Here is a 19235-nt window from a genome sequence, read left to right on the forward strand (position 1 = left end):
GTATTCATTAGTTACGGCATAAAAAAACCTTGACCTTCATCGACGGAGTCCAAGAATCATACTTTCATTAAATCAAACGTTAGAATTGATACCGAATTCCCAGAGCGATGTCGAAATCAAAATCGTTGTCAAAACCGTCATAACCTAAAATGCCTATTTCCGGTCTGAAATCCAAGGAAAGCAATAAGGGAATGTCAAAGTTGTATTCTACTCCAATATCTCCGGCCGCGAATACGAACAGCCCATCATCATCATCATCATTAAAGTTGGGTTCTGGATCAAAGTCAACACTGCCCAATCCTCCACCAACACCATAATACCAGTTAAAGTTGCCGTCCAATTGATGAACCCACTGGTACAGACCAGATAGTTTGAAGGCGTCAAAATTGCGGCTATCTCTCCAGCCCAAGTTAAATTCGGCCCGGTTATAGCGCGCTATTGATTTTTGATACGAAATTTCAGCCCCAAAACCATCACTATCACCCAAACGAAGTCCTAGGGCATGGTTGGCAATGTCTTGAGCTTGGATAGAAGCCGTTGCAAACAAAAAAAATGCAGCAAATAATGTGGTAATTTTCATTAGTGTTTATTTAAGTTAAAATTTAGGGATAGCTTTGTATTGCTTCCAGATCACGAAAAACAATTTTGTCAAAAATTATTCCAAATTGAATCCGACATTGTTAAAAAAATTGGGCAATAGCCTTGAGGGCGAACTAATGACTGACAATCTTAGCAAATCACTTTATGCGACAGATGCCTCGGTCTATCGTAAGGTGCCCATGGCAGTGGCCTACCCTAAAAATACGAGTGACATACGGCGTTTGGTTCTTTTTGTCCAAGAATCGGGATGTGGGCTAATTCCCAGAACGGCAGGAACTTCGTTGGCAGGACAATGTGTCGGTGATGGCATTGTGGTGGATGTTTCCAAATATTTTACCGAAATACTTCATTTAGATGAAAAAAAGAAACAGATACGGGTGCAACCTGGGGTAGTCCGCGATGAATTGAACCAATACCTAAAGCCTTATGGTCTATTTTTTGGTCCCAACACGTCCACCTCAAACCGATGCATGATAGGGGGCATGGTGGGCAACAACTCTTCTGGCACCACCTCCATTCAATATGGGGTTACCCGTGATAAGGTTGTAGCTATGAATTGTATACTTTCTGATGGCAGTGAGGCTTCTTTTTGTGCTGCCTCAAAAGATACCATTGAAGAAAAGAAAGGAAACAATACTTTAGAAGGTAAAATTTACGCCTCATTGCATAACGAGCTTGCGCATGAAGCAACTCAACAAAATATTAGGTCTGAGTTTCCGAAGGAAAATATCCACCGAAGAAATACGGGATATGCGGTGGACGAGCTGTTGAAGACCAATCTTTTTGAAGAGACCATGGGGGACTTCAACATGTGTAAATTACTCGCAGGTAGTGAAGGCACTTTGGCCTTTACCACCGAAATTACACTGCAATTGGATAACCTTCCTCCACCACTGTCCGCAATGGTGGCTACACATTACAGCACGCTTGAAGATTGCTTAAGTGACGTAGAACCTGTAATGCAGCATAACTTGCATACCTGTGAAATGATGGACAAGGTGATTCTGGATTGTACTAAAAACAACCGAGCCCAATTGGCCAATCGGTTTTTTGTAGAAGGAAATCCAGCAGGAATTTTAATGCTGGAGGTAAAAGCACATTCAGAGAACGAACTACAACGGCAACTTGACGACTTACAGGAAACCATAAAAAGAACAGGCTTTAGCTATGCTAGCCCAGTGCTGCGTGGAGAAGAAATCAACAAAGCGTTGGAATTACGTAAAGCTGGACTGGGACTATTGGGGAATATGGTGGGAGACCGAAAAGCGGTCGCCTGTATCGAAGATACGGCAGTAGCCTTGGAAGATTTGAAGGATTTTATCGGGGAATTCACCCAAATCATGAGCCAGTATGGTCAAGAGGCGGTTTATTACGCACATGCTGGGGCCGGCGAGCTTCATCTCCGTCCCATTCTCAACCTTAAAAAATCGGAAGATGTGGCCTTGTTCCGTGCCATTACAACGGATGTGGCAAAATTGACCAAGAAATACAAGGGCAGCTTTAGTGGGGAACACGGCGATGGCATTGTTCGGGCCGAATCTATTCCTTTGATGATCGGGGAATCCAACTATCAGTTGCTGAAACGGATTAAAACTCTTTTTGACCCCAATAACATCTTCAACCCTGGAAAAATTGTGGACGCCTTTCCAATGGATGAATCCCTGCGTTATGCAGTGGACCGTGAAGAACCTGAGATAACAACTCTGATGGATTTCTCCGATAGCGAAGGCATTCTCAAAGCTGCGGAAAAGTGCAACGGCAGTGGGGATTGCAGAAAAAGTCATCACATGAAGGGCGGGATGTGCCCCAGTTATCATGCTACCAAAAATGAAAAGGATACAACCAGGGCAAGAGCCAATGCATTAAGAGAGTTTTTGACTCATTCTGAAAAGTCCAATCGTTTTGATCAACAAGAACTTAAAGAGGTATTCGATTTATGCCTAAGCTGCAAAGCATGTGCCAGCGAGTGTCCAAGTAATGTTGATGTGGCGACTTTAAAAGCTGAATTCCTATATCATTATCAGGAGTCCAATGGATATTCATTACGGAGTAAACTTTTTGCCCATAACACCAAACTGAACGCCCTGGGAAGCAAAATACCTGGCTTGACAAATGCTGTTTATAAATCCAAACATCTCAGTGGATTTTTGAAAAAGGTTTCGGGTGTGGCTCCGAAACGAGGTTTCCCTTCGGTCCATAAATTCAATTTTGAGAACCATCTGAAAAAATTCAAAAAAGAGAATGTAGATGTCTCCAAACGAAAGGTGGTGCTATATATTGATGAGTTTACTAAATATCTTGATGTTGAGGTGGGCAAAGATGCCATTGAGTTGTTGTGTAAATTGGGGTATGATGTAATACTGTTTTATGCAGAGAGCGGGAGAACATACCTGTCAAAAGGATTTTTAAAACAAGCCAAGCAGTTGGCCAACAAGAATATGAAAAAGTTAAAGCCCTTTTTGGACCAAAATCTGGCCATTGTGGGACTGGAACCTTCGGCCATACTTTCATTTCGGGATGAGTATCCCAGACTATGCAATAATAAGACCCAGACCGAAAAACTGGGTTCAAGCTCTTTTTTGATCGAAGAATTTTTGGCATCAGAAATTGCTGTAGGCTATATTACCCCAGACCAGTTTACGAAAGATGAACATGTCGTTAAAATACACAATCACTGTCATCAAAAAGCATTGAGCAACCAGAAAGTCACTTTTGACATGTTGAACTTACCCAAGAATTATAAGGTATCCATCATTCCATCAGGATGTTGTGGTATGGCCGGTTCTTTCGGTTATGAAAAGGAGCATTATGATGTCAGCATGAAGGTCGGGGAGCTAAAGCTATTTCCTGCGGTAAGAAAAAGTGGCACCAAAACCCTGATTGCCGCAAATGGCACCAGCTGTAGGCATCAAATAAAGGATGGCACGGATACCGAGGCCCAGCACCCTGTGTCAATCTTAAAAGAAGCACTGGTTGTCTAGACTTTTTGATTACGTTCTTTCCCGTAGTTGAAAATTGTGCTATCCTCTAGCTTTTTGCTCTGTTTGTGACTTATTTCGTCACTATTTTCATGTTCAATCCCGCCCCAGTCAATGTTCGCATCCGCGATGGAAGCGATGAGATCGCCCATGTTCATTTCCTTTAAATCTTCATCCACAAAGAAAGGGGACAATCGATCATGGTTGTAATGATAAATGCGCCAGCGTTTAAAAGAATATTCCAGAGCGGTCAAATTTTCCACCCAATCGCCTGAATTAAGATAGAGACAACTTCCGTTCTTGTTTTCGTAATGCTCCTTTTTGGGTTGATGAATGTGTCCGCAGATAACATAATCATAATGATTGTCTATGGCAATGTCGGCTACCGTCCTCTCAAAGTTGCTGACATATTTTACCGCACCTTTTACGCCATTTTTGATTCGCTTGGATAGGGAATATTTCTCACGACCTATTTTCATCAAGAACCAGTTCACAAAGCTATTGATTAGGATAAGAATGTCGTAGCCATATCCACCGAGCTTGGCAAGCCATTTGGCATTTTGTATGGAGATATCAAAAACATCACCATGGAAAATCCAAGCTCTTTTGCCGTCCAAGTCCAATATCAGCTTGTTCATAATCTTAAAGTTGCCCATTGAAGTTTCACTAAACTTGCGCAACATTTCATCATGATTGCCAGTTATGTAGAAAACTTCTGTTCCATTTGAGGCCATGCCAATCAGCTTTTTCAACACCTTAAGGTGGGATGCAGGAAAGTAACGCTTGCTAAATTGCCAAATATCAATGATGTCTCCATTTAAGATGAGCTTTTTTGGTTGTATACTGTTCAAATAGGCAATAAGTTCATCAGCATGGCAACCATAGGTTCCCAGGTGCACATCCGAAATGACAGCTATTTCTATCTTCCTCTTTTTCAATATGGTAAGGTTTAATTACAAAATAAACGAGTTGTAGTTAATTGAAAATCAAGTTCAAATCAAGAATTCCTAAGCTTATGGTTAAATAATCATCAACCGCAAGACCAATATGTTACATCAACATTAAGTGCTCCCACAGTTTTTTAAAAAGAAGCAGAACATCTACCTTTGGATGAACTGAAATTTATACCGTATGGCAGGAAATACGTTTGGGCAACTTTTTAGGCTGGTTTCTTTTGGAGAATCCCATGGAAAGGCAATTGGTGGTGTTGTTGACGGATGTCCGGCTGGGATTGAATTGGATGTCGAAAAAATTCAATTGGACCTAGAGCGGAGAAAACCTGGGCAATCCAAGATTGTTACCCAGCGTAAAGAACCAGATACGGTAGAAATCTACTCGGGATTGTTCGAAGGTAAAACCACCGGGACCCCCATCGGATTTCTTATCCATAACACCAATCAAAAATCCAAGGATTATTCTCATATAAAAGATTCTTACCGTCCCTCGCATGCCGATTATGTATATGATAAAAAATATGGCTTTCGGGATTATCGGGGTGGGGGAAGAAGTTCTGCACGCGAAACTGCAAGCAGGGTGGTTGCCGGGGCCATTGCCAAGCAGTTTTTGAAGGAAGTAAAAATCAACGCCTATGTTTCCCAGGTTGGGGAGCTTAAGTTGGATGAGCACTACCAAGAACTGGACTTTTCGCTAATTGAATCCAACCCGGTACGTTGTCCGCATCCCGAAATGGCCCAACACATGGAAGAATACATCAAGACCATAAAAAAAGAAGGGGATACCATTGGAGGGGTCATTACCTGTGTTGTCCAAAATGTACCAGTTGGTCTTGGAGAGCCGGTTTTTGATAAACTTCATGCCAAATTGGGTCAGGCCATGTTGTCCATCAATGCCGTAAAGGGATTTGAGTATGGCAGTGGATTCAATGGCGTCACCATGAAAGGGAGTCAACATAATGATACCTACAACCCGGATGGCAGCACCCAAACGAATCATAGTGGCGGTGTACAGGGGGGTATTACCAATGGAATGGATATTTATTTCAATGTGGCCTTTAAACCTGTTGCTACCGTTTTACAAGCCTACGACACCATTAACAAAGCAGGGGAAAAAGTGACTGCCCAAGGTAAAGGTAGACACGACCCTTGTGTGGTCCCTAGGGCCGTTCCCATTGTGGAGGCCATGGCCGCTTTGGTTTTAGCGGATTATAGTCTGCTGGTAAGAACCAATAGATTGTAATATTCTTATTGTTATTGCTGAAGTATGGAAGTATGTTGAATTTGGAAAGTTATACTCCAAAATGTCTTTATAGATTCGCAGAGAGCACTGTCCATTCTTGAGGGATATTGGCATTTGGCAGGTCATTACTTTCACCATGCAAAACATATAACTTACCGTCAAAAACACTCATTGCGTGAATTGTTTCTAAGGAAGGGCTAGGCAGGTTTATTTCAAGCTCCTCAAACTTTCCAGTTGAAGTGTCAAAAACGCCTAAAAAAGGATCTCTGTCTACAAGCTCGTTTTCAGTATTGTAGCTATCGATACGACCAGCAACATAAATTAAATCTCCATACTTCCCAGTAAATGTAAAATTGACGGGCCTACTCATCTCTTTTGTGGTGAGCTGTGTGGTATTTATATCATAAATCAATATGACACTTCGAGGATTTGGCCCATAAAATTGATTGGTGCCGCCGAAAATATAAAGCTTGTCATTTACAATTTCAGAACGTGCACCGAAACTTTTCTCAGGCATGGTTGCAAATTCTGAAATGGTTTCCGTGTCTAAGTCAAACTTGAAAATCTCATCCGCTTTTTCATAATCATTCCCTAAGAATCCACCAACTATAAACACAGATTCATTTACAATTGCTGCCCCAAATCTGGTAAAATAGGTATTGAACGTGGAACTCTGGGCATAGTTTACGGTGCTAATGGGGTCATTGACCAAATCCAAATCATAAGAATTGACTCGCTGCCCACCAACCACCAAGAGTTTGTTTTTATGTACAAAAGCTTCTTTGCTTGCGAAATCGGAATTATCATATCTTTTATCGCTAACACTTTGATTTAAAAAATCAAAACGAATTATTCTTTCATAATTAATCCTATTCCCAAATTCATTTTCTTCCTCTTCTCTTGTGGCAACATATAGGCTGTTGGAAACAAAAGAACCAACCATATCGGCAGCTTGATTATCTATTCCATTTGAAACAAATTTAAAGACCTCATTGAAATTTAAAATTCCCGATGGGAACTCGGGATTTTCAGAAACAAGTTTTTCGGTTAGAACTATTTGAAGAGAAATATCATTTTCAAGTTTTAATATCCCCTTCAAAATCTTTTCGTCTTCAAATGAAAACTCAAGGTTCAAGCCTTCGACAACAAGCTCATTGCTGCTCTCTGTTTTAAAACTAAAATTGTAGGATTCAGGAAGCACATAATATTCGTATTCAGCAGACTTGACCGAGGTGGCACCATAAAAAATCAAATTGTTTTGCTTCCACTCCAAACTGCCTGCGAATTCAGTGAAGCCTTTGCCCGCTTCAGAAGACATGTATTCAAAAATAAGTTCATCATCTTTGGTGTTGAAATTCTGCGAAATATCAAAAGTTCCGTACTGATTTGTTAATACCGCTTGTTCTAATCTCCAAAATTTCTTGTTGTCATTGGTCAAAAATGCAATTGTTTGAGCTCTTTTCTCGGATAAAGAATTTTCGGTATCGTCTTTTGGAGGATTGTTGGTAGGATCTTCCACTGATTGCCCGATTTCAGGATTTCGTAGATTATTGGTAGAATCTTCCTTTGAGCATCCTGCGATAAAATAAAATAAAATCAAAAGAATATTATATCTGTTTAAATACATGAGAATAATTTGACAATGTAAATTTAAGGCTCATTTAATAATTCAGACAGATAAAATTCGAATTTTCGATTACCAAAAGAGATATTCGCTCAAATCACTGCGAGTTTAAAAAATTTCAATTTTAAGTTTCCCATCAAAATAGTATCTTCCTTTCCTAAAAATTACACATGCGTAAACTAGAACTGCACTGGCAGATCCTGATAGGGATGTTGTTGGGGATACTATTTGGATTTGCTATGACCCAGTTGGATTGGGGTAAAGATTTTGTCTCGGATTGGATTCAACCCTTGGGCACCATCTTTGTAAAATTACTCAAGTTAATTGCTATCCCGCTCATTATAGCTTCATTGGTCAAAGGAATCTCTGACCTAAAGGATATATCAAAATTCCGGGATATTGGATTACGCACAATAGGTATTTACATTGTAACTACCATTGTGGCAATATCAATGGGGCTTTTTTTGGTCAACATAATGCAGCCTGGCGACGGCATTTCACAAGAGACCGTCAGTAGGCTTACCGAAACCTACGCCGGTGATGCCGGTGTCACTTCAAAACTGGAAGAGGCTTCTCGCCAAAAAGATAGCGGTCCTTTGCAGTTTTTGGTAGATATGGTTCCTGACAATGCCCTGGCGGCCATGAGCGACAATGCCCTTATGCTGCAAGTAATCTTTTTCACCATTTTCTTAGGAATATCCATGCTGCTAATAGGAGAAGAAAAGGCAAAGCCCTTGAAGGACTTTTTTGACGCTTTGAACGATGTTGTCTTAAAAATGGTTGATTTAATCATGTTAACTGCTCCTTATGCTGTATTTGCCTTATTGGCTGGCGTCGTGGTATCTTCCAGTGACCCAGATTTGTTGTTGGCACTCTTAAAGTATGTAGGAGTAGTTGTTTTAGGACTTTTCTTGATGATTGTATTTTATTGTATTGTGGTCGCTACTGTCACAAAGAAGAACCCGTTTTGGTTTTTGAAGGAAATCAGTCCTGCTCAGCTCTTAGCTTTTTCCACTAGTTCAAGCGCAGCGACATTACCAGTTACCATGGAACGCGTGGAGGAACATATTGGTGTGGATAAGGAAGTATCCAGTTTTGTATTGCCCGTTGGAGCCACCATCAACATGGATGGTACTAGCCTTTATCAAGGTGTGGCTGCGGTTTTCATTGCACAAGCACTTGGATTTGATTTGACCTTTGGTGACCAACTTACCATTGTTTTGACCGCTTTACTGGCCTCCATAGGTTCTGCGGCCGTTCCCGGTGCGGGTATGGTAATGTTGGTGATTGTACTGGAATCCATTGGATTCCCCGCTGATAAATTGGCCATCGGATTGGCCCTTATATTTGCAGTGGACCGTCCGTTGGACATGTGTCGTACCGTGGTCAACGTAACCGGTGATGCTACAGTTTCGATGATGGTAGCCAAATCGGTCGGTAAATTAGGGGAGCCCCAAGTAAAAGAATGGGACGACCATTATGAAGAAGTTAAATAACAATAGAAATTATTGCGATGAACATTTGTTTTTTGATGTATCCTTGGGATGAAATTGACCCAGAAAACGACACCAGCTTGGCGTTGATTCATGAATGTGTTAAGCGGAACCATGGCGTGGCCCTCTGTACCCCCGCCAATTTAACCATAAGAAACAGTGTCACAAGTGCATTTTGTACAGTTATCAACCGGATGGAGAAAGTTCCGAGCAGTTTGAAGTCGTTTTACAAACAGGCCGTTATTCGAGAAGAAATGCTTCCTTTGGCCGGTTTTGATGTAATTTTTATGCGGGCCAACCCACCCCTTGATCCTTTAATGCTGAATTTTTTGGATTCCGTGAAAGATGATGTGTTCATTGTAAATTCCTTGCAGGGGTTGCGCGAGGCAAACAACAAATTGTACACAGCGGCCTTCGGTGATAGCCATAGCAATATTATTCCCGTTACCCATGTATCCAAAAACAAGAAATATTTGGTGCAGCAAATCAAAGATTCTGCAGCAGACAAGATGATTTTGAAACCATTGAACGGGTATGGCGGTTCCGGCGTGATTTTAATAGAAAAATCGGCTATGTCCAATATTAAATCATTGCTGGACTTTTATGTAACCAACTCTGATGGAACTTCTAACTACGTCATACTTCAAGAATATATTGAAGGTGCGGACCAAGGAGATGTCCGTATACTTTTACTAAACGGGGAGCCTATTGGAGCCATGAGACGGGTACCCGGCAACGATGACCATCGCTCCAACGTTTCTGCGGGCGGTTCGGTAGCCAAGCACACTTTGAGCAAAGAGGAAAAGGCACTTTGCAAGCAAATTGGACCAAAATTGGTCAAGGATGGGCTTTACTTCGTCGGCATTGATGTGATTGGGGGCAAATTGGTAGAGGTCAATGTCATGTCGCCTGGTGGAATTACGTATATGAACAAAGTATACAAAACCAAGGTACAATGCCAGGTAATTGATTTTATTGAAAGCAAGGTACTTGATAAATTGCAAGCGTTTGATAGAAGGTCCAGACTGCGAAGCGAAGTAGAAAATGCATAAACTTTCCATCGAAGAGATCATCAGTTGGATAGCAGCGGAAAAATGCTTTGAGGCAGTTTCCGATGACTATTCATTTTCACTTAAAATCGATGCCTATGTTCCCTTTGTCTGTGGCGCAGTGCACGATGGCCATCAATTTCGAAAATCCCTTTGGGACAATTGTTTACATTCGGAATATGAGCGTTGGTACGAAGAAGACCCTAATACTATGGAGATGGTGCAATCCCACCCCATTGTTATTGCAGGCAGGGACAGCCGTTTCGAATACGACCTGAACCGTCCTCCCGAAACTGCCATTTTTGATACCGCATGGGGCAAAAAATTATGGCGAAGCCCCTTAAGTGATGTAGAAAAGGAGCAAAGTCTGCAAAAACATGCCAATTTTTTCAAAGTAACACATGCTTTGATGACCAAACTGGAATCTCTTTACCCCAAAGTGATTGTGTTTGATATGCACAGCTACAACTGGAAACGTTGGGACCGGGAGGTACCGGTATGGAATCTGGGTACGACCAATGTAGACAACGACCGATTTGGCTCCTTAATTGAACATTGGCGCAGTCAACTGGAAACCATTCAACTGCCCAATGGCTTAAAAACCACCTCTAAAATCAACGATACGTTCTTTGGAAATGGATATTTCTTAAAATACATCACTCAGAACTTTAAGAATAGCTTAGTTTTAGCGACTGAAATCTCAAAAATTTATTGTGATGAGCATTCTGGGGTAATCTATCCCGAGGTGGTCCGGGCCGTGGAAGAACAATTAAAGACATTGATTCCCCGAATGGTGGTGGAATTTGAAAAAGCAAAAGTATGATGAGGGCAAAGGAAATAGACAAGTTGAAGGAGGAGTACGGAAGCCTCTTTGAAATTGATGCTAATTTGGACCGTCTTCTTAAACGTATTGAACTGCTCAACTACGTGAATCCACTAAATATTGAAAAGGAAAAGCATCGTTTTTTCACTTCAAAATATACGGCGAATCCTAATTTTAAATATCCCAAAATAAAGTTCAATCCCTTTAAGCTGCAGCGGTTGTTTTTTACACAACGCTTGGAACGCATTGAGGACGAGACCATCCGAAAAATTTACAAAGATGTAATCAACTATTACTCCAACATGATCCAATGCATAGAAACCATTGGAAAAGGCGAACGATTTTATTACAACTCGTTGAGCGTATATGGAACACCCACGGAAAAAGATGTGCAAAACGCCAAGTTTATATTGCACTTTGAGGATGAACCCGCTTCCATGGATATGGAAAAAGTGTTTTCCCCATTGGAGGCCAAAGCGTATTTTGAGGATTTTGCCAAACAATACGATTTTCCATTGGAAGTTCGGTTTTCCACGCATATTGCCGCCGATGCCATGGTCAGTAATAGCACCAGGACCTTGATTATTAAAAAAAATGCCAAGTTTAGTAAAAACCAACTATTGACCCTGGCCCATCATGAAATTGGTATACATCTGGTCACCACTTTTAATGCCTTGGGACAACCGTTGAAGATTTTCTCAAATGGACTGCCCAATAATGTGGAGGCCCAGGAGGGATTGGCCGTGTTCGCCGAGTACATGGGAGGAGCCCTCACCCTTAAACGACTCAAAGAATTGGCTTATCGTGTTTTAGCGGTGGATAGTTTGATCAAGGGCTATTCGTTTGCCGACACTTTCAATCTGATACACGGACCATACAAACTGAACAAAAAAGAAGCTTTTTCCATCACGCTCAGGGCGCATCGGGGGGGAGGATTCACCAAAGACCGCTTGTACTTGAGTGGGTTGAAAAAAATTTATAAGCGATATCAACGAGAAGAATCCATGGATATGCTATTATCGGGTAAAGTCTCCCTTGACTATGAAGAGGAACTGAAAAAATTGCGTACCAAAGGTCTTTGGCAACCAATTACACATAAAACCCACTCCTTCGCACAGAAATTGAACACCAATACCACTTTGGATTTTATCTTGAATAATCTAAAGTAACCCATTAGTAATTCTAAACATGGCGAATATTTCAATTTGCACTCATAAGTGTGTTTCACTTTTGACTTTATTTTCATGCGCCTTAATGATTTCACAAGAAACCAAGGTAGAGTTTCCAAAAACATTGTACGCGTTGAGCCCTTCTGGTTATGTCACTCGATATGATGAAACCAATGACAAATTTTTGGTGTCAGAAGAAAGGGAACTAAGGGATGAAGATGATGTGATTCGCGTTGACACCATTTTCATCAAACGGCACATAAACGAAGCGAATTATGTTGTGGGAAGGTCTGGAACGAAGCTTTTGGCCCTGATGCATCGTGCTGAGATTGTCAAAGACTCCATTTATCGTTTTGGTCCAATCCTTGAAGGAGAGAACGCGGAAGATGTATTACAAAAATATCAGCGTGGAGAAGTCCCACTTTATGCACCGTTGTTCTCAAAAATGCTTTTTACACGAGAAAAGGTAAATGAGCTCAAGAACGCCCCTGGTTTGGACCAAATTACCCGAGATGATTTAATAGCCTCTTTGCAATGGCGACAGCATATTGGAGATGCAATTAAGTCCTTTGTAGAGGAGAATCCTGATGAGCGACCCCATCGGTTGTATAGAATGGTGGAAAACTACCGCAACCAAAAGTTGTTTCTGATGGGTTACAATCCTTACAAAGAGGTAGTTTACAATTGGGAAAAACAATTTGCAGGGGACGATGAGATTATTACCTTATTGACCGAGCCGATTTCTTTTGATTAACCCAAGAACTTGGCCTGTAGTTCTGGCGAGGGAATCATACATTGGTCTTTTTTGCCAAACCACCGGTATCGATTTCTGGCCACGAAATCATACAGGGCATCCCGAAATGTTCTTGGAATCCAAGAGAATAGTGCCAATCCCTTCCACAATCCCCCAAAATCCTGACCAATGCGTAGGGCAGCATCCGATTTGGTATAAAAAGCCACACCAGGTTCAATAAGGATGATGGAATCTATCTTCTGGGTATCAATGCCACGTTCTGTTACCAATTGCTCGCCGATTTCACTTTGCAGGGCCGCATAGCGGAACAAGTCTTTTTTATCCCGTTTGATGACAAACTGCACAGCACCGTTGCAGAGGTTGCAGACCCCATCGAATAAAATGATTTTTTTGCTTTCTTCCATACTTGACCCTTGTCATTTCGAACCGACCGTATAGAGCGTGAAAAATCTCTTTTTAGCTTTCTCAACTACTCCGATTGGTATTGGGACTACTATATAAATGACCTGTGGACAACAAAGATACGACGGTTGGGGATGAAAGCCTAGTGAGTTGGCGGGGAGGTTTTGTTATCGGTTTTGTATATGGCTCATAGCGTACAAATTAGCGATAACTTTTCGGTTGGACACGAGCCATTTTTTTTAATTTTCTAATTACCTTTTTACTCAATGAACCTAGTTAAAAAAATTGGTGGACTTGCAAATGTGTCCTAACTCCGATTAAGCAACAAATTAGCTATGGGCTTTATACGTTGTTGTGAGCAGTCTTTTTTCATTCAATTTTTTTAAATAATGGTCAATAAATAACCAATTATCGCACCTCCCAAAACTAAAAATGCACTATTCAGTTTTTTAAAAACAAATACAACCACTAAACTCGCAATAGCAATAACGATTGTTCGCCAATCTGTTAATGTGTCTTTCGCCATTTCCACACAAACTGCAATTATCAATGCTACCGCTGCAACATTTACTGCATCTAATATTGCGCCTATAATATTTGATTTCCGCATTTTCGGTATCAACGGATTTAATATAAGAACAAAAAGAAACGAAGGAAGGAAAATTCCAAGGGTTGCAGCAACTGCTCCTGTTATTCCGTTCATTTGCCAACCTATAAAAGTCGCAGTCGATAAAACGGGTCCTGGTGTTATTTGTCCAACAGCTACTGCGTCAATCAGTGCTTGCCTTGTCAGCCATCCATTTGCAACTAATTCCGTATCGAGAAAAGCAAACAAAACATAACCGCTACCGTAAAGAATTGCACCGACTTTTAGAAAAGTCAAGAATATTTTAAGTACTCCAATTTTGGAAGAGTCAGCTACTTGAAAAATGATAAGTGGTATAAAACTCTGTAAATTACCCGTATTTTTTTTGAAGAAATAAATACCCAAACCGAGTAAACCGCAACCAAAAAGAGCGATTATTTCGTTTACTCCGAATAAGCAAGCTACCAAAGTTATAATGCCTAAAATTGCGAGTTCTGTATTTTTTACCGCTTTTTTTCCAAGTCGGAAAGCTGCCATTATGATTATTGCAATAACTGCTGGTTTAATTCCATAAATGAATGGCTCTACCTTTGGCAATTGACCATATTCTTGATAAAGCCAAGCGAAAACACCGGTTATTACGACCGCAGGGAAAATGAAACAAAATCCTGCAACAAAAAGACCTTTCCAACCCGCACGTTCGTGTCCACAATGCATTGTCATTTCAGTCGAATTCGGACCCGGAATTAAATTGGTGGCACCAACAAGGTCAAGAAAGTGTTCTTGTGTCATCCACTTTCTTTTTTTGACAACTTCATCTTCCATCATTGCGATATGAGCTGCTGGACCACCAAAAGCGATACTTCCTAACTTGAAGAATAATTTTGCGATTTCTTTTATATCATTTGTTTGAGACATTTCAATTTCAGTTCAAATGTTTGATGTTAGCACGATTTTCAGCTTGCGCACAACTAAAAGGATATGAATTCGTTTTACTAATTTATATCCAACGATAACGAAGTTCGCCGAATTTTCCTTCGTAATCAAGAGGTGAAATACTTGGTTCGTATGAAGTTATCAACACCGGAATACTTTGTGTTTTGGCAAAATATCTGTTTTCACCACAAGCAAATGCTAGAAATCTTGCCATGTGAATCTTCAAATCATTAGCTTTTACTTGCCAGAAAGTTTCTTTGAGGAGGTACTGAAATACTTTATTTTACAGGTAAATTAAAAGTCTTCTAAAGGTGTTTGATCATCCATCCAACTCCATTCCACTTGCTCCATAAACCACATAAAGGCCTCATAATCGGTAACGCCCCAATCCTTAAATACTCTCAAGTTTTGAAATAGTGCTTGCGCGTTGTCGGCATTGGGCTCTTTTAATAGGGTGTCCATCTGTTTCAAAAATCCATCGGGTTTATGGTCACATTTTTTAAGATAATGAAGAAACCATTTGTGATAGGGGAACAGTACTTTGTTGTGGGCCAATATTAGGCGGCCGGCAAAGAGTGCCAACTGACTGGCCGCCCTGGTTTTTGTGTATCTGTTGTTATGACGATTGGCTTCACCCATCAACCAATTTTGGATAAAGGCCATGGCATAGAACGATTTTATGCGGTCTTCGTATCCTTCGTCTGGATAGCTATGTATTTCAATGATCAGGTCTTCCAGATGATCTACTTGGGAAAAAGCCAAAAAGGCACCATCAAAAGCTGCTCTAGAAGGTTCATTGCCTTTTTGGGCCACAGCTTCAAGATATCCCATATTAATGACCTTGCCATCTACAAAACCTCCAGGGTAATCACATAAATCTGTTCTATTAATAAAAAGGTCTCCTTTTTGACTGCGTTGGTTGTATTCCTCTGGGGTGGCCACAATCATAAAATCTACATCCGAATCCGCTCTGGCACATCCTTTGGCCACGGAACCGCCTATGATAAGGGCCAAGAATCGAGGGTCGTTTTCATATTCCTTTGCCAAATTTGAAATGGCCCGCTGATGGTGCTTCCTTATTTTCATATAAGCTTTTCTAGGATTTGAAACGCATTTGAAAACAGTTTCAACAGCTACAAAATATGCTATGGAGAGGTTCGGTCTATAAACTCATCCACGTCTTTTTTAAACTTGGCCATGGATGGGATATGTGTGTACATCATGTGGCCGGCCTCGTAATATTTCATGATGATGTTTTTTTTCAACTCGGCATCCAATCCCATATGGTTGATGGAGCGTTCCACCCCATAAAAAACCGTGGCCAGATCATAATATCCATTTAGGATTAAAATTTTTAAGTCCGGATTGCGTTTCATGGCGGAGGTCATGTCCGGCAGGGTGGTCACGGCCACCTGCATGTTCCAGATAATGTTTCCGTTGTGTTTCCAATCCCATTTAAATCCCTTTCGGGTGCTGGCAGTGCTGGTATAGCTCAAATCCTTTCGCACCTTTAGGTCGTTGTACAGATAGTCCTTAAAAGCTGAAATATAAGGTGGGGAAATGGCGTCACTCTGCGGGTCGGTCAAGGAGGATTGCGACAACAAATCTTCGTTTATTCCGGTAAACCTTGAGTCTAATCTACCCACTGTAAGTCCCTTATCCCTAAGTAGTTCCTGAAAATACTCGCCATTAGTCACCCGGAGGTCAGCCTTGAGGTAGAAGTCTTGACTCAAACCAGAATAATCCGCCAGTTTTTGGGCCACAGCGTTTCGTTCGGAAGTACTTAATTGGTCACCTTTAAGTAGGGCAGGCGCATACTCGTTTTGGGTGAAGGCGCGAACCTCATCCAAGAAAGCTTCCAGGCTTTCGCCCTTATTTTTTACTCTGTCATGATACCAGGCCGTAGCAGCATAGGTAGGAAAGTGAATCAAATAGGCAGTGTCGTCACCCGGGCCGAACAATAGATGCTGTAGATCAAAAACAGCGGAGACCATGATCACTCCGTTCATGGCAATTCCCTTGTCTTGCAGATGCTTTACCAAGCCGGCATTCCTAAAGGTGCCATAGCTTTCACCGAGTAGATACTTTGGGGCATTCATTTTTCCAGTTTTAATGATAAACTGTTCTATAAACAGGCCTATGCTACGGATGTCTTGGTCCACGCCCCAAAAATCTTCCCATTTAGCATCGCCGATGGGTTTGCTAAAGCCAACGCCCACGGGGTCAATCATTACCAAATCGGCTTTATCCAAAATGGAAAACTCATTGTTGACCACTTTGTAAGGAGCGGGTTTGGTATACGAGGGATCGTTGATTTCAATTCTTTTAGGACCCAACACTCCAAAATGCAACCAAAAGGATGCCGATAAAGGACCTCCATTAAAAGCAAAGACAATGGGTCTGTTGTTGGCGCTGGTCTTTCGGTAATGGGTGAACCCGAAAAGGGCTATGGGCTTGTCATTTTCGTCCCTGAGCTGCACGGTTCCCGTTTCTGTGGCCAGGGAAATGGTTTTACCGTTGATGGTTACAGATTGGGTGGAGGTAAAAATCTCACCATCAGGGATTTCTTTTTTCTCCGTTTTTTCTTGGGCGAAAGAAATTAATGTACAGAGCACAAGTGCAGATGTGAGTAGCTGTTTTTTCATTTGGTATGGTAATTTTGAGTTGTTAGGCCGTATTTTTTTTCAAAATAAGGTTAAAAATCGAATTAGGGATTGATTTTCTAAAGGGTGTTCAAAAAACTTGTTAAATCCATGTCCTTGCCCAATCCCAATTTCTTTTTTAGGCGATACTTTGATTTGAGAATACTATCAGGAAGCACATTCATCGTAGCAGCAATTTCCTTGGTGGTCAAATTCATGCGTAAAAAGGCTGCCAATCGGATTTCCTTTTCAGAGATATCGGCGTAGAGCGTCTTTAATTTTTGATCAAAGTCGTTGTGCACTTCCGAGAAGTAGGTTTTAAAAGTTTCCCAATCTTTGTCAGAAGCTTTTTCTTTTTTAAGTAGCATCACGATGCGGCGAAATTCCATTTTAAACTTCTCTGGCGAGCTCTTCAGATTCTCTAAGTTCTCCTTCAGCTCCTCCAAAAAAGTATTTTTTTGAACTAAATGCAGGGTCTGGCTGGCCAGCTCCTTCTTTTTGTGTTCGATTTCTTGGCGATAGATTTCCTCTTGTTTTTCGCGAGCAATGCGGTTCTTTTTTATTCGTTGTCGGTATCCAAAAACGGAAAGCCCAAATAGGGCTAGGGCAGAAGCCATACCCCCAGCATAGAGTCCTTTGGTGAGTTTATCCACCTTGGCTTTCTCGTTCAAGGTTTTTATTTCTTCCTGTTGTAGGGCAATCTCCGCTTCTTTTTTTTCGGTTTCGTAGATGGTACGCAATTCTTCGATTTGTTTTGATTTTGTGGCATCAAAAATTGAATCTGTCGTTGATTTGTAGTTTTTAAAATCTATGAGGGCCATTTTATAGTTCCCCATGTTTTCATAAGCGTTGGACCTATAGAAAAAGCCATTTTTTAGATTTTCCCTCGCTTGGATGGTATCGGCCAAAGCAATGGATTTGTTTAAATATGTAATGGCCAACTCAGGTTCCTTTTGTGCATTGTAAACGTTGCCGATGTCATTAAGAACTTCAGCAGTTTTATTTCTATTGGTGGAATTTTCTAAAATGGAAAGGCTTCTTTCCAAATATGAGATTGCGGTTTCGAACTGCTCTAGCTCAGCATGGGCCTTACCTAAATTATTGAATGCTGTTGCCTGAAGAATTACAATTCCCATTTCTGTAGAGATATCAAGGCTTTGCCCTAGTATTTCAATCGCTTTTTCATACTCTTCCAGATAATAATAGGTATTACCAATATCGTTGAGCGCCTGGGCCTCAAAATACCTGTCGTTTTCATTCCGATATATTTGTAGGGCTTGAAGGTTGTAGTCAATAGATTCTTCAAAATTATGAAGGTAAAATTCAATGGCCGCCAAATGATTTAAGGCATCTGCCTTTCTGATTTCCTCATCGATTTTTGCTAAAATGTTTAAAGCCTTCAATGTCTCTTTCAAGGCAATGTTATGGTTTCCCATATACATATTGATTGAGCCAATAAAATCGTATGTCATTGCAAGTCCGGACGAATCATTTACTTCTTCCAAGTATAATTTTATATTCTTATCCAGTAAGCCCAATGCCTTACTATAGTTACCTTCAGAGTATTCTAATATGGCCAAACCGTGATTTACTCCTGTAAGCCCATCTAAATCCATTAACTGATTGTATTTCTTGAAAGCATTTTGATAGTAAATTCTTGAAGAGTCTATATTATCCACATTGCTATGATAGACGCCCAAGTTGTAAAGACCACTAGCAACACCTTTTTCAAAACCAATTTTTCTTGATAATGCAAGCTGCTCCTCAGCAAATTTTTTAGCAACCTCTGGATTGCTGTAGAGATAAGCATTGAATAAAGCTTTTATAGTTTGGACCTTCAGGGTATCTTCTTTCTGTTTCTTGTAAGCCGAAGTGAGGCTATCAATTTTCTCTTGATTTTGGCCATAAAGACTTGTGGACAATAAAATGGTGAAGAGCAGGAAACCATTTAGGTATTTCATAATCTTGAGGTTGATGGGTTTA

At 40.9% G+C, this 19235-nt stretch carries 15 protein-coding genes; 7 read left to right on the forward strand and 8 right to left on the reverse strand.

Features of this window, described 5'->3' with window-relative positions:
* Window positions 1–79: 79 nt before the first annotated feature.
* Complete coding sequence (locus GTQ34_RS02985) at window positions 80–580, reverse strand: hypothetical protein (RefSeq protein ID WP_166522271.1); 501 nt, start codon at window positions 578–580, stop codon at window positions 80–82.
* Window positions 581–665: 85 nt separating this feature from the next.
* Between GTQ34_RS02985 and GTQ34_RS02990 the strand changes: the two genes are divergently transcribed.
* On the forward strand, window positions 666–3581 hold the full coding sequence (locus GTQ34_RS02990; RefSeq protein ID WP_235914950.1) for an FAD-binding and (Fe-S)-binding domain-containing protein: 2916 nt from the start codon (window positions 666–668) through the stop codon (window positions 3579–3581).
* Here GTQ34_RS02990 and GTQ34_RS02995 read toward each other — a convergent pair.
* Window positions 3578–4516 carry a UDP-2,3-diacylglucosamine diphosphatase gene (locus GTQ34_RS02995; protein ID WP_166522272.1) on the reverse strand — a complete coding sequence of 313 codons (939 nt, stop codon included), beginning with the start codon at window positions 4514–4516 and terminating at the stop codon, window positions 3578–3580. The genes GTQ34_RS02990 and GTQ34_RS02995 overlap by 4 nt on opposite strands.
* Window positions 4517–4709: 193 nt before the next feature.
* Here GTQ34_RS02995 and aroC point away from each other — a divergent pair, with 193 nt between their 5' ends.
* A complete protein-coding gene (gene aroC, locus GTQ34_RS03000) occupies window positions 4710–5774 on the forward strand; it encodes a chorismate synthase (RefSeq protein ID WP_166522273.1) in 1065 nt (354 codons plus the stop codon).
* A gap of 67 nt (window positions 5775–5841) precedes the next feature.
* Here the strand turns inward: aroC and GTQ34_RS03005 are convergent, their stop codons facing one another.
* Window positions 5842–7401, reverse strand: a complete 1560-nt coding sequence (locus GTQ34_RS03005; protein ID WP_166522274.1) for a Kelch repeat-containing protein — start codon at window positions 7399–7401, stop codon at window positions 5842–5844.
* Window positions 7402–7568: 167 nt separating this feature from the next.
* Between GTQ34_RS03005 and GTQ34_RS03010 the strand changes: the two genes are divergently transcribed.
* The 5 genes from GTQ34_RS03010 (at window position 7569) to GTQ34_RS03030 (ending at window position 12686) form a co-directional block, all read left to right on the forward strand.
* A complete protein-coding gene (locus GTQ34_RS03010) occupies window positions 7569–8894 on the forward strand; it encodes a dicarboxylate/amino acid:cation symporter (protein WP_166522275.1) in 1326 nt (441 codons plus the stop codon).
* A gap of 17 nt (window positions 8895–8911) precedes the next feature.
* Entirely contained in the window at window positions 8912–9943 is a 1032-nt protein-coding gene (gene gshB / locus GTQ34_RS03015; RefSeq protein ID WP_166522276.1) for a glutathione synthase, read from the forward strand.
* Complete coding sequence (locus tag GTQ34_RS03020) at window positions 9936–10763, forward strand: N-formylglutamate amidohydrolase (protein WP_166522277.1); 828 nt, start codon at window positions 9936–9938, stop codon at window positions 10761–10763. The genes gshB and GTQ34_RS03020 overlap by 8 nt, the downstream gene beginning before the upstream one ends.
* On the forward strand, window positions 10763–11932 hold the full coding sequence (locus GTQ34_RS03025; protein ID WP_166522755.1) for a flavohemoglobin expression-modulating QEGLA motif protein: 1170 nt from the start codon (window positions 10763–10765) through the stop codon (window positions 11930–11932). The genes GTQ34_RS03020 and GTQ34_RS03025 overlap by 1 nt, the downstream gene beginning before the upstream one ends.
* Window positions 11933–12017: 85 nt before the next feature.
* Entirely contained in the window at window positions 12018–12686 is a 669-nt protein-coding gene (locus GTQ34_RS03030; protein ID WP_166522278.1) for a hypothetical protein, read from the forward strand.
* Here GTQ34_RS03030 and GTQ34_RS03035 read toward each other — a convergent pair.
* From GTQ34_RS03035 to GTQ34_RS03055, 5 genes are all read right to left on the reverse strand, one after another.
* On the reverse strand, window positions 12683–13090 hold the full coding sequence (locus GTQ34_RS03035) for a thiol-disulfide oxidoreductase DCC family protein (RefSeq protein WP_166522279.1): 408 nt from the start codon (window positions 13088–13090) through the stop codon (window positions 12683–12685). The genes GTQ34_RS03030 and GTQ34_RS03035 overlap by 4 nt on opposite strands.
* Before the next feature lie 380 nt (window positions 13091–13470).
* Window positions 13471–14592 carry a chromate efflux transporter gene (gene chrA, locus GTQ34_RS03040; RefSeq protein ID WP_166522280.1) on the reverse strand — a complete coding sequence of 374 codons (1122 nt, stop codon included), beginning with the start codon at window positions 14590–14592 and terminating at the stop codon, window positions 13471–13473.
* Between the two features lie 312 nt (window positions 14593–14904).
* Window positions 14905–15696 carry a nucleotidyltransferase domain-containing protein gene (locus tag GTQ34_RS03045; RefSeq protein WP_166522281.1) on the reverse strand — a complete coding sequence of 264 codons (792 nt, stop codon included), beginning with the start codon at window positions 15694–15696 and terminating at the stop codon, window positions 14905–14907.
* Between the two features lie 59 nt (window positions 15697–15755).
* Complete coding sequence (locus GTQ34_RS03050; RefSeq protein ID WP_166522282.1) at window positions 15756–17255, reverse strand: S10 family peptidase; 1500 nt, start codon at window positions 17253–17255, stop codon at window positions 15756–15758.
* A 77-nt stretch (window positions 17256–17332) separates the two neighbouring features.
* The gene (locus tag GTQ34_RS03055; RefSeq protein ID WP_166522283.1) at window positions 17333–19213 is read right to left on the reverse strand and encodes a tetratricopeptide repeat protein; all 1881 of its coding nucleotides are present in this window, start codon (window positions 19211–19213) and stop codon (window positions 17333–17335) included.
* Window positions 19214–19235 lie beyond the last annotated feature (22 nt).

The organism is Flagellimonas ochracea (assembly GCF_009903685.1).
GTDB classification, from domain to species: Bacteria; Bacteroidota; Bacteroidia; order Flavobacteriales; family Flavobacteriaceae; genus Flagellimonas; species Flagellimonas ochracea.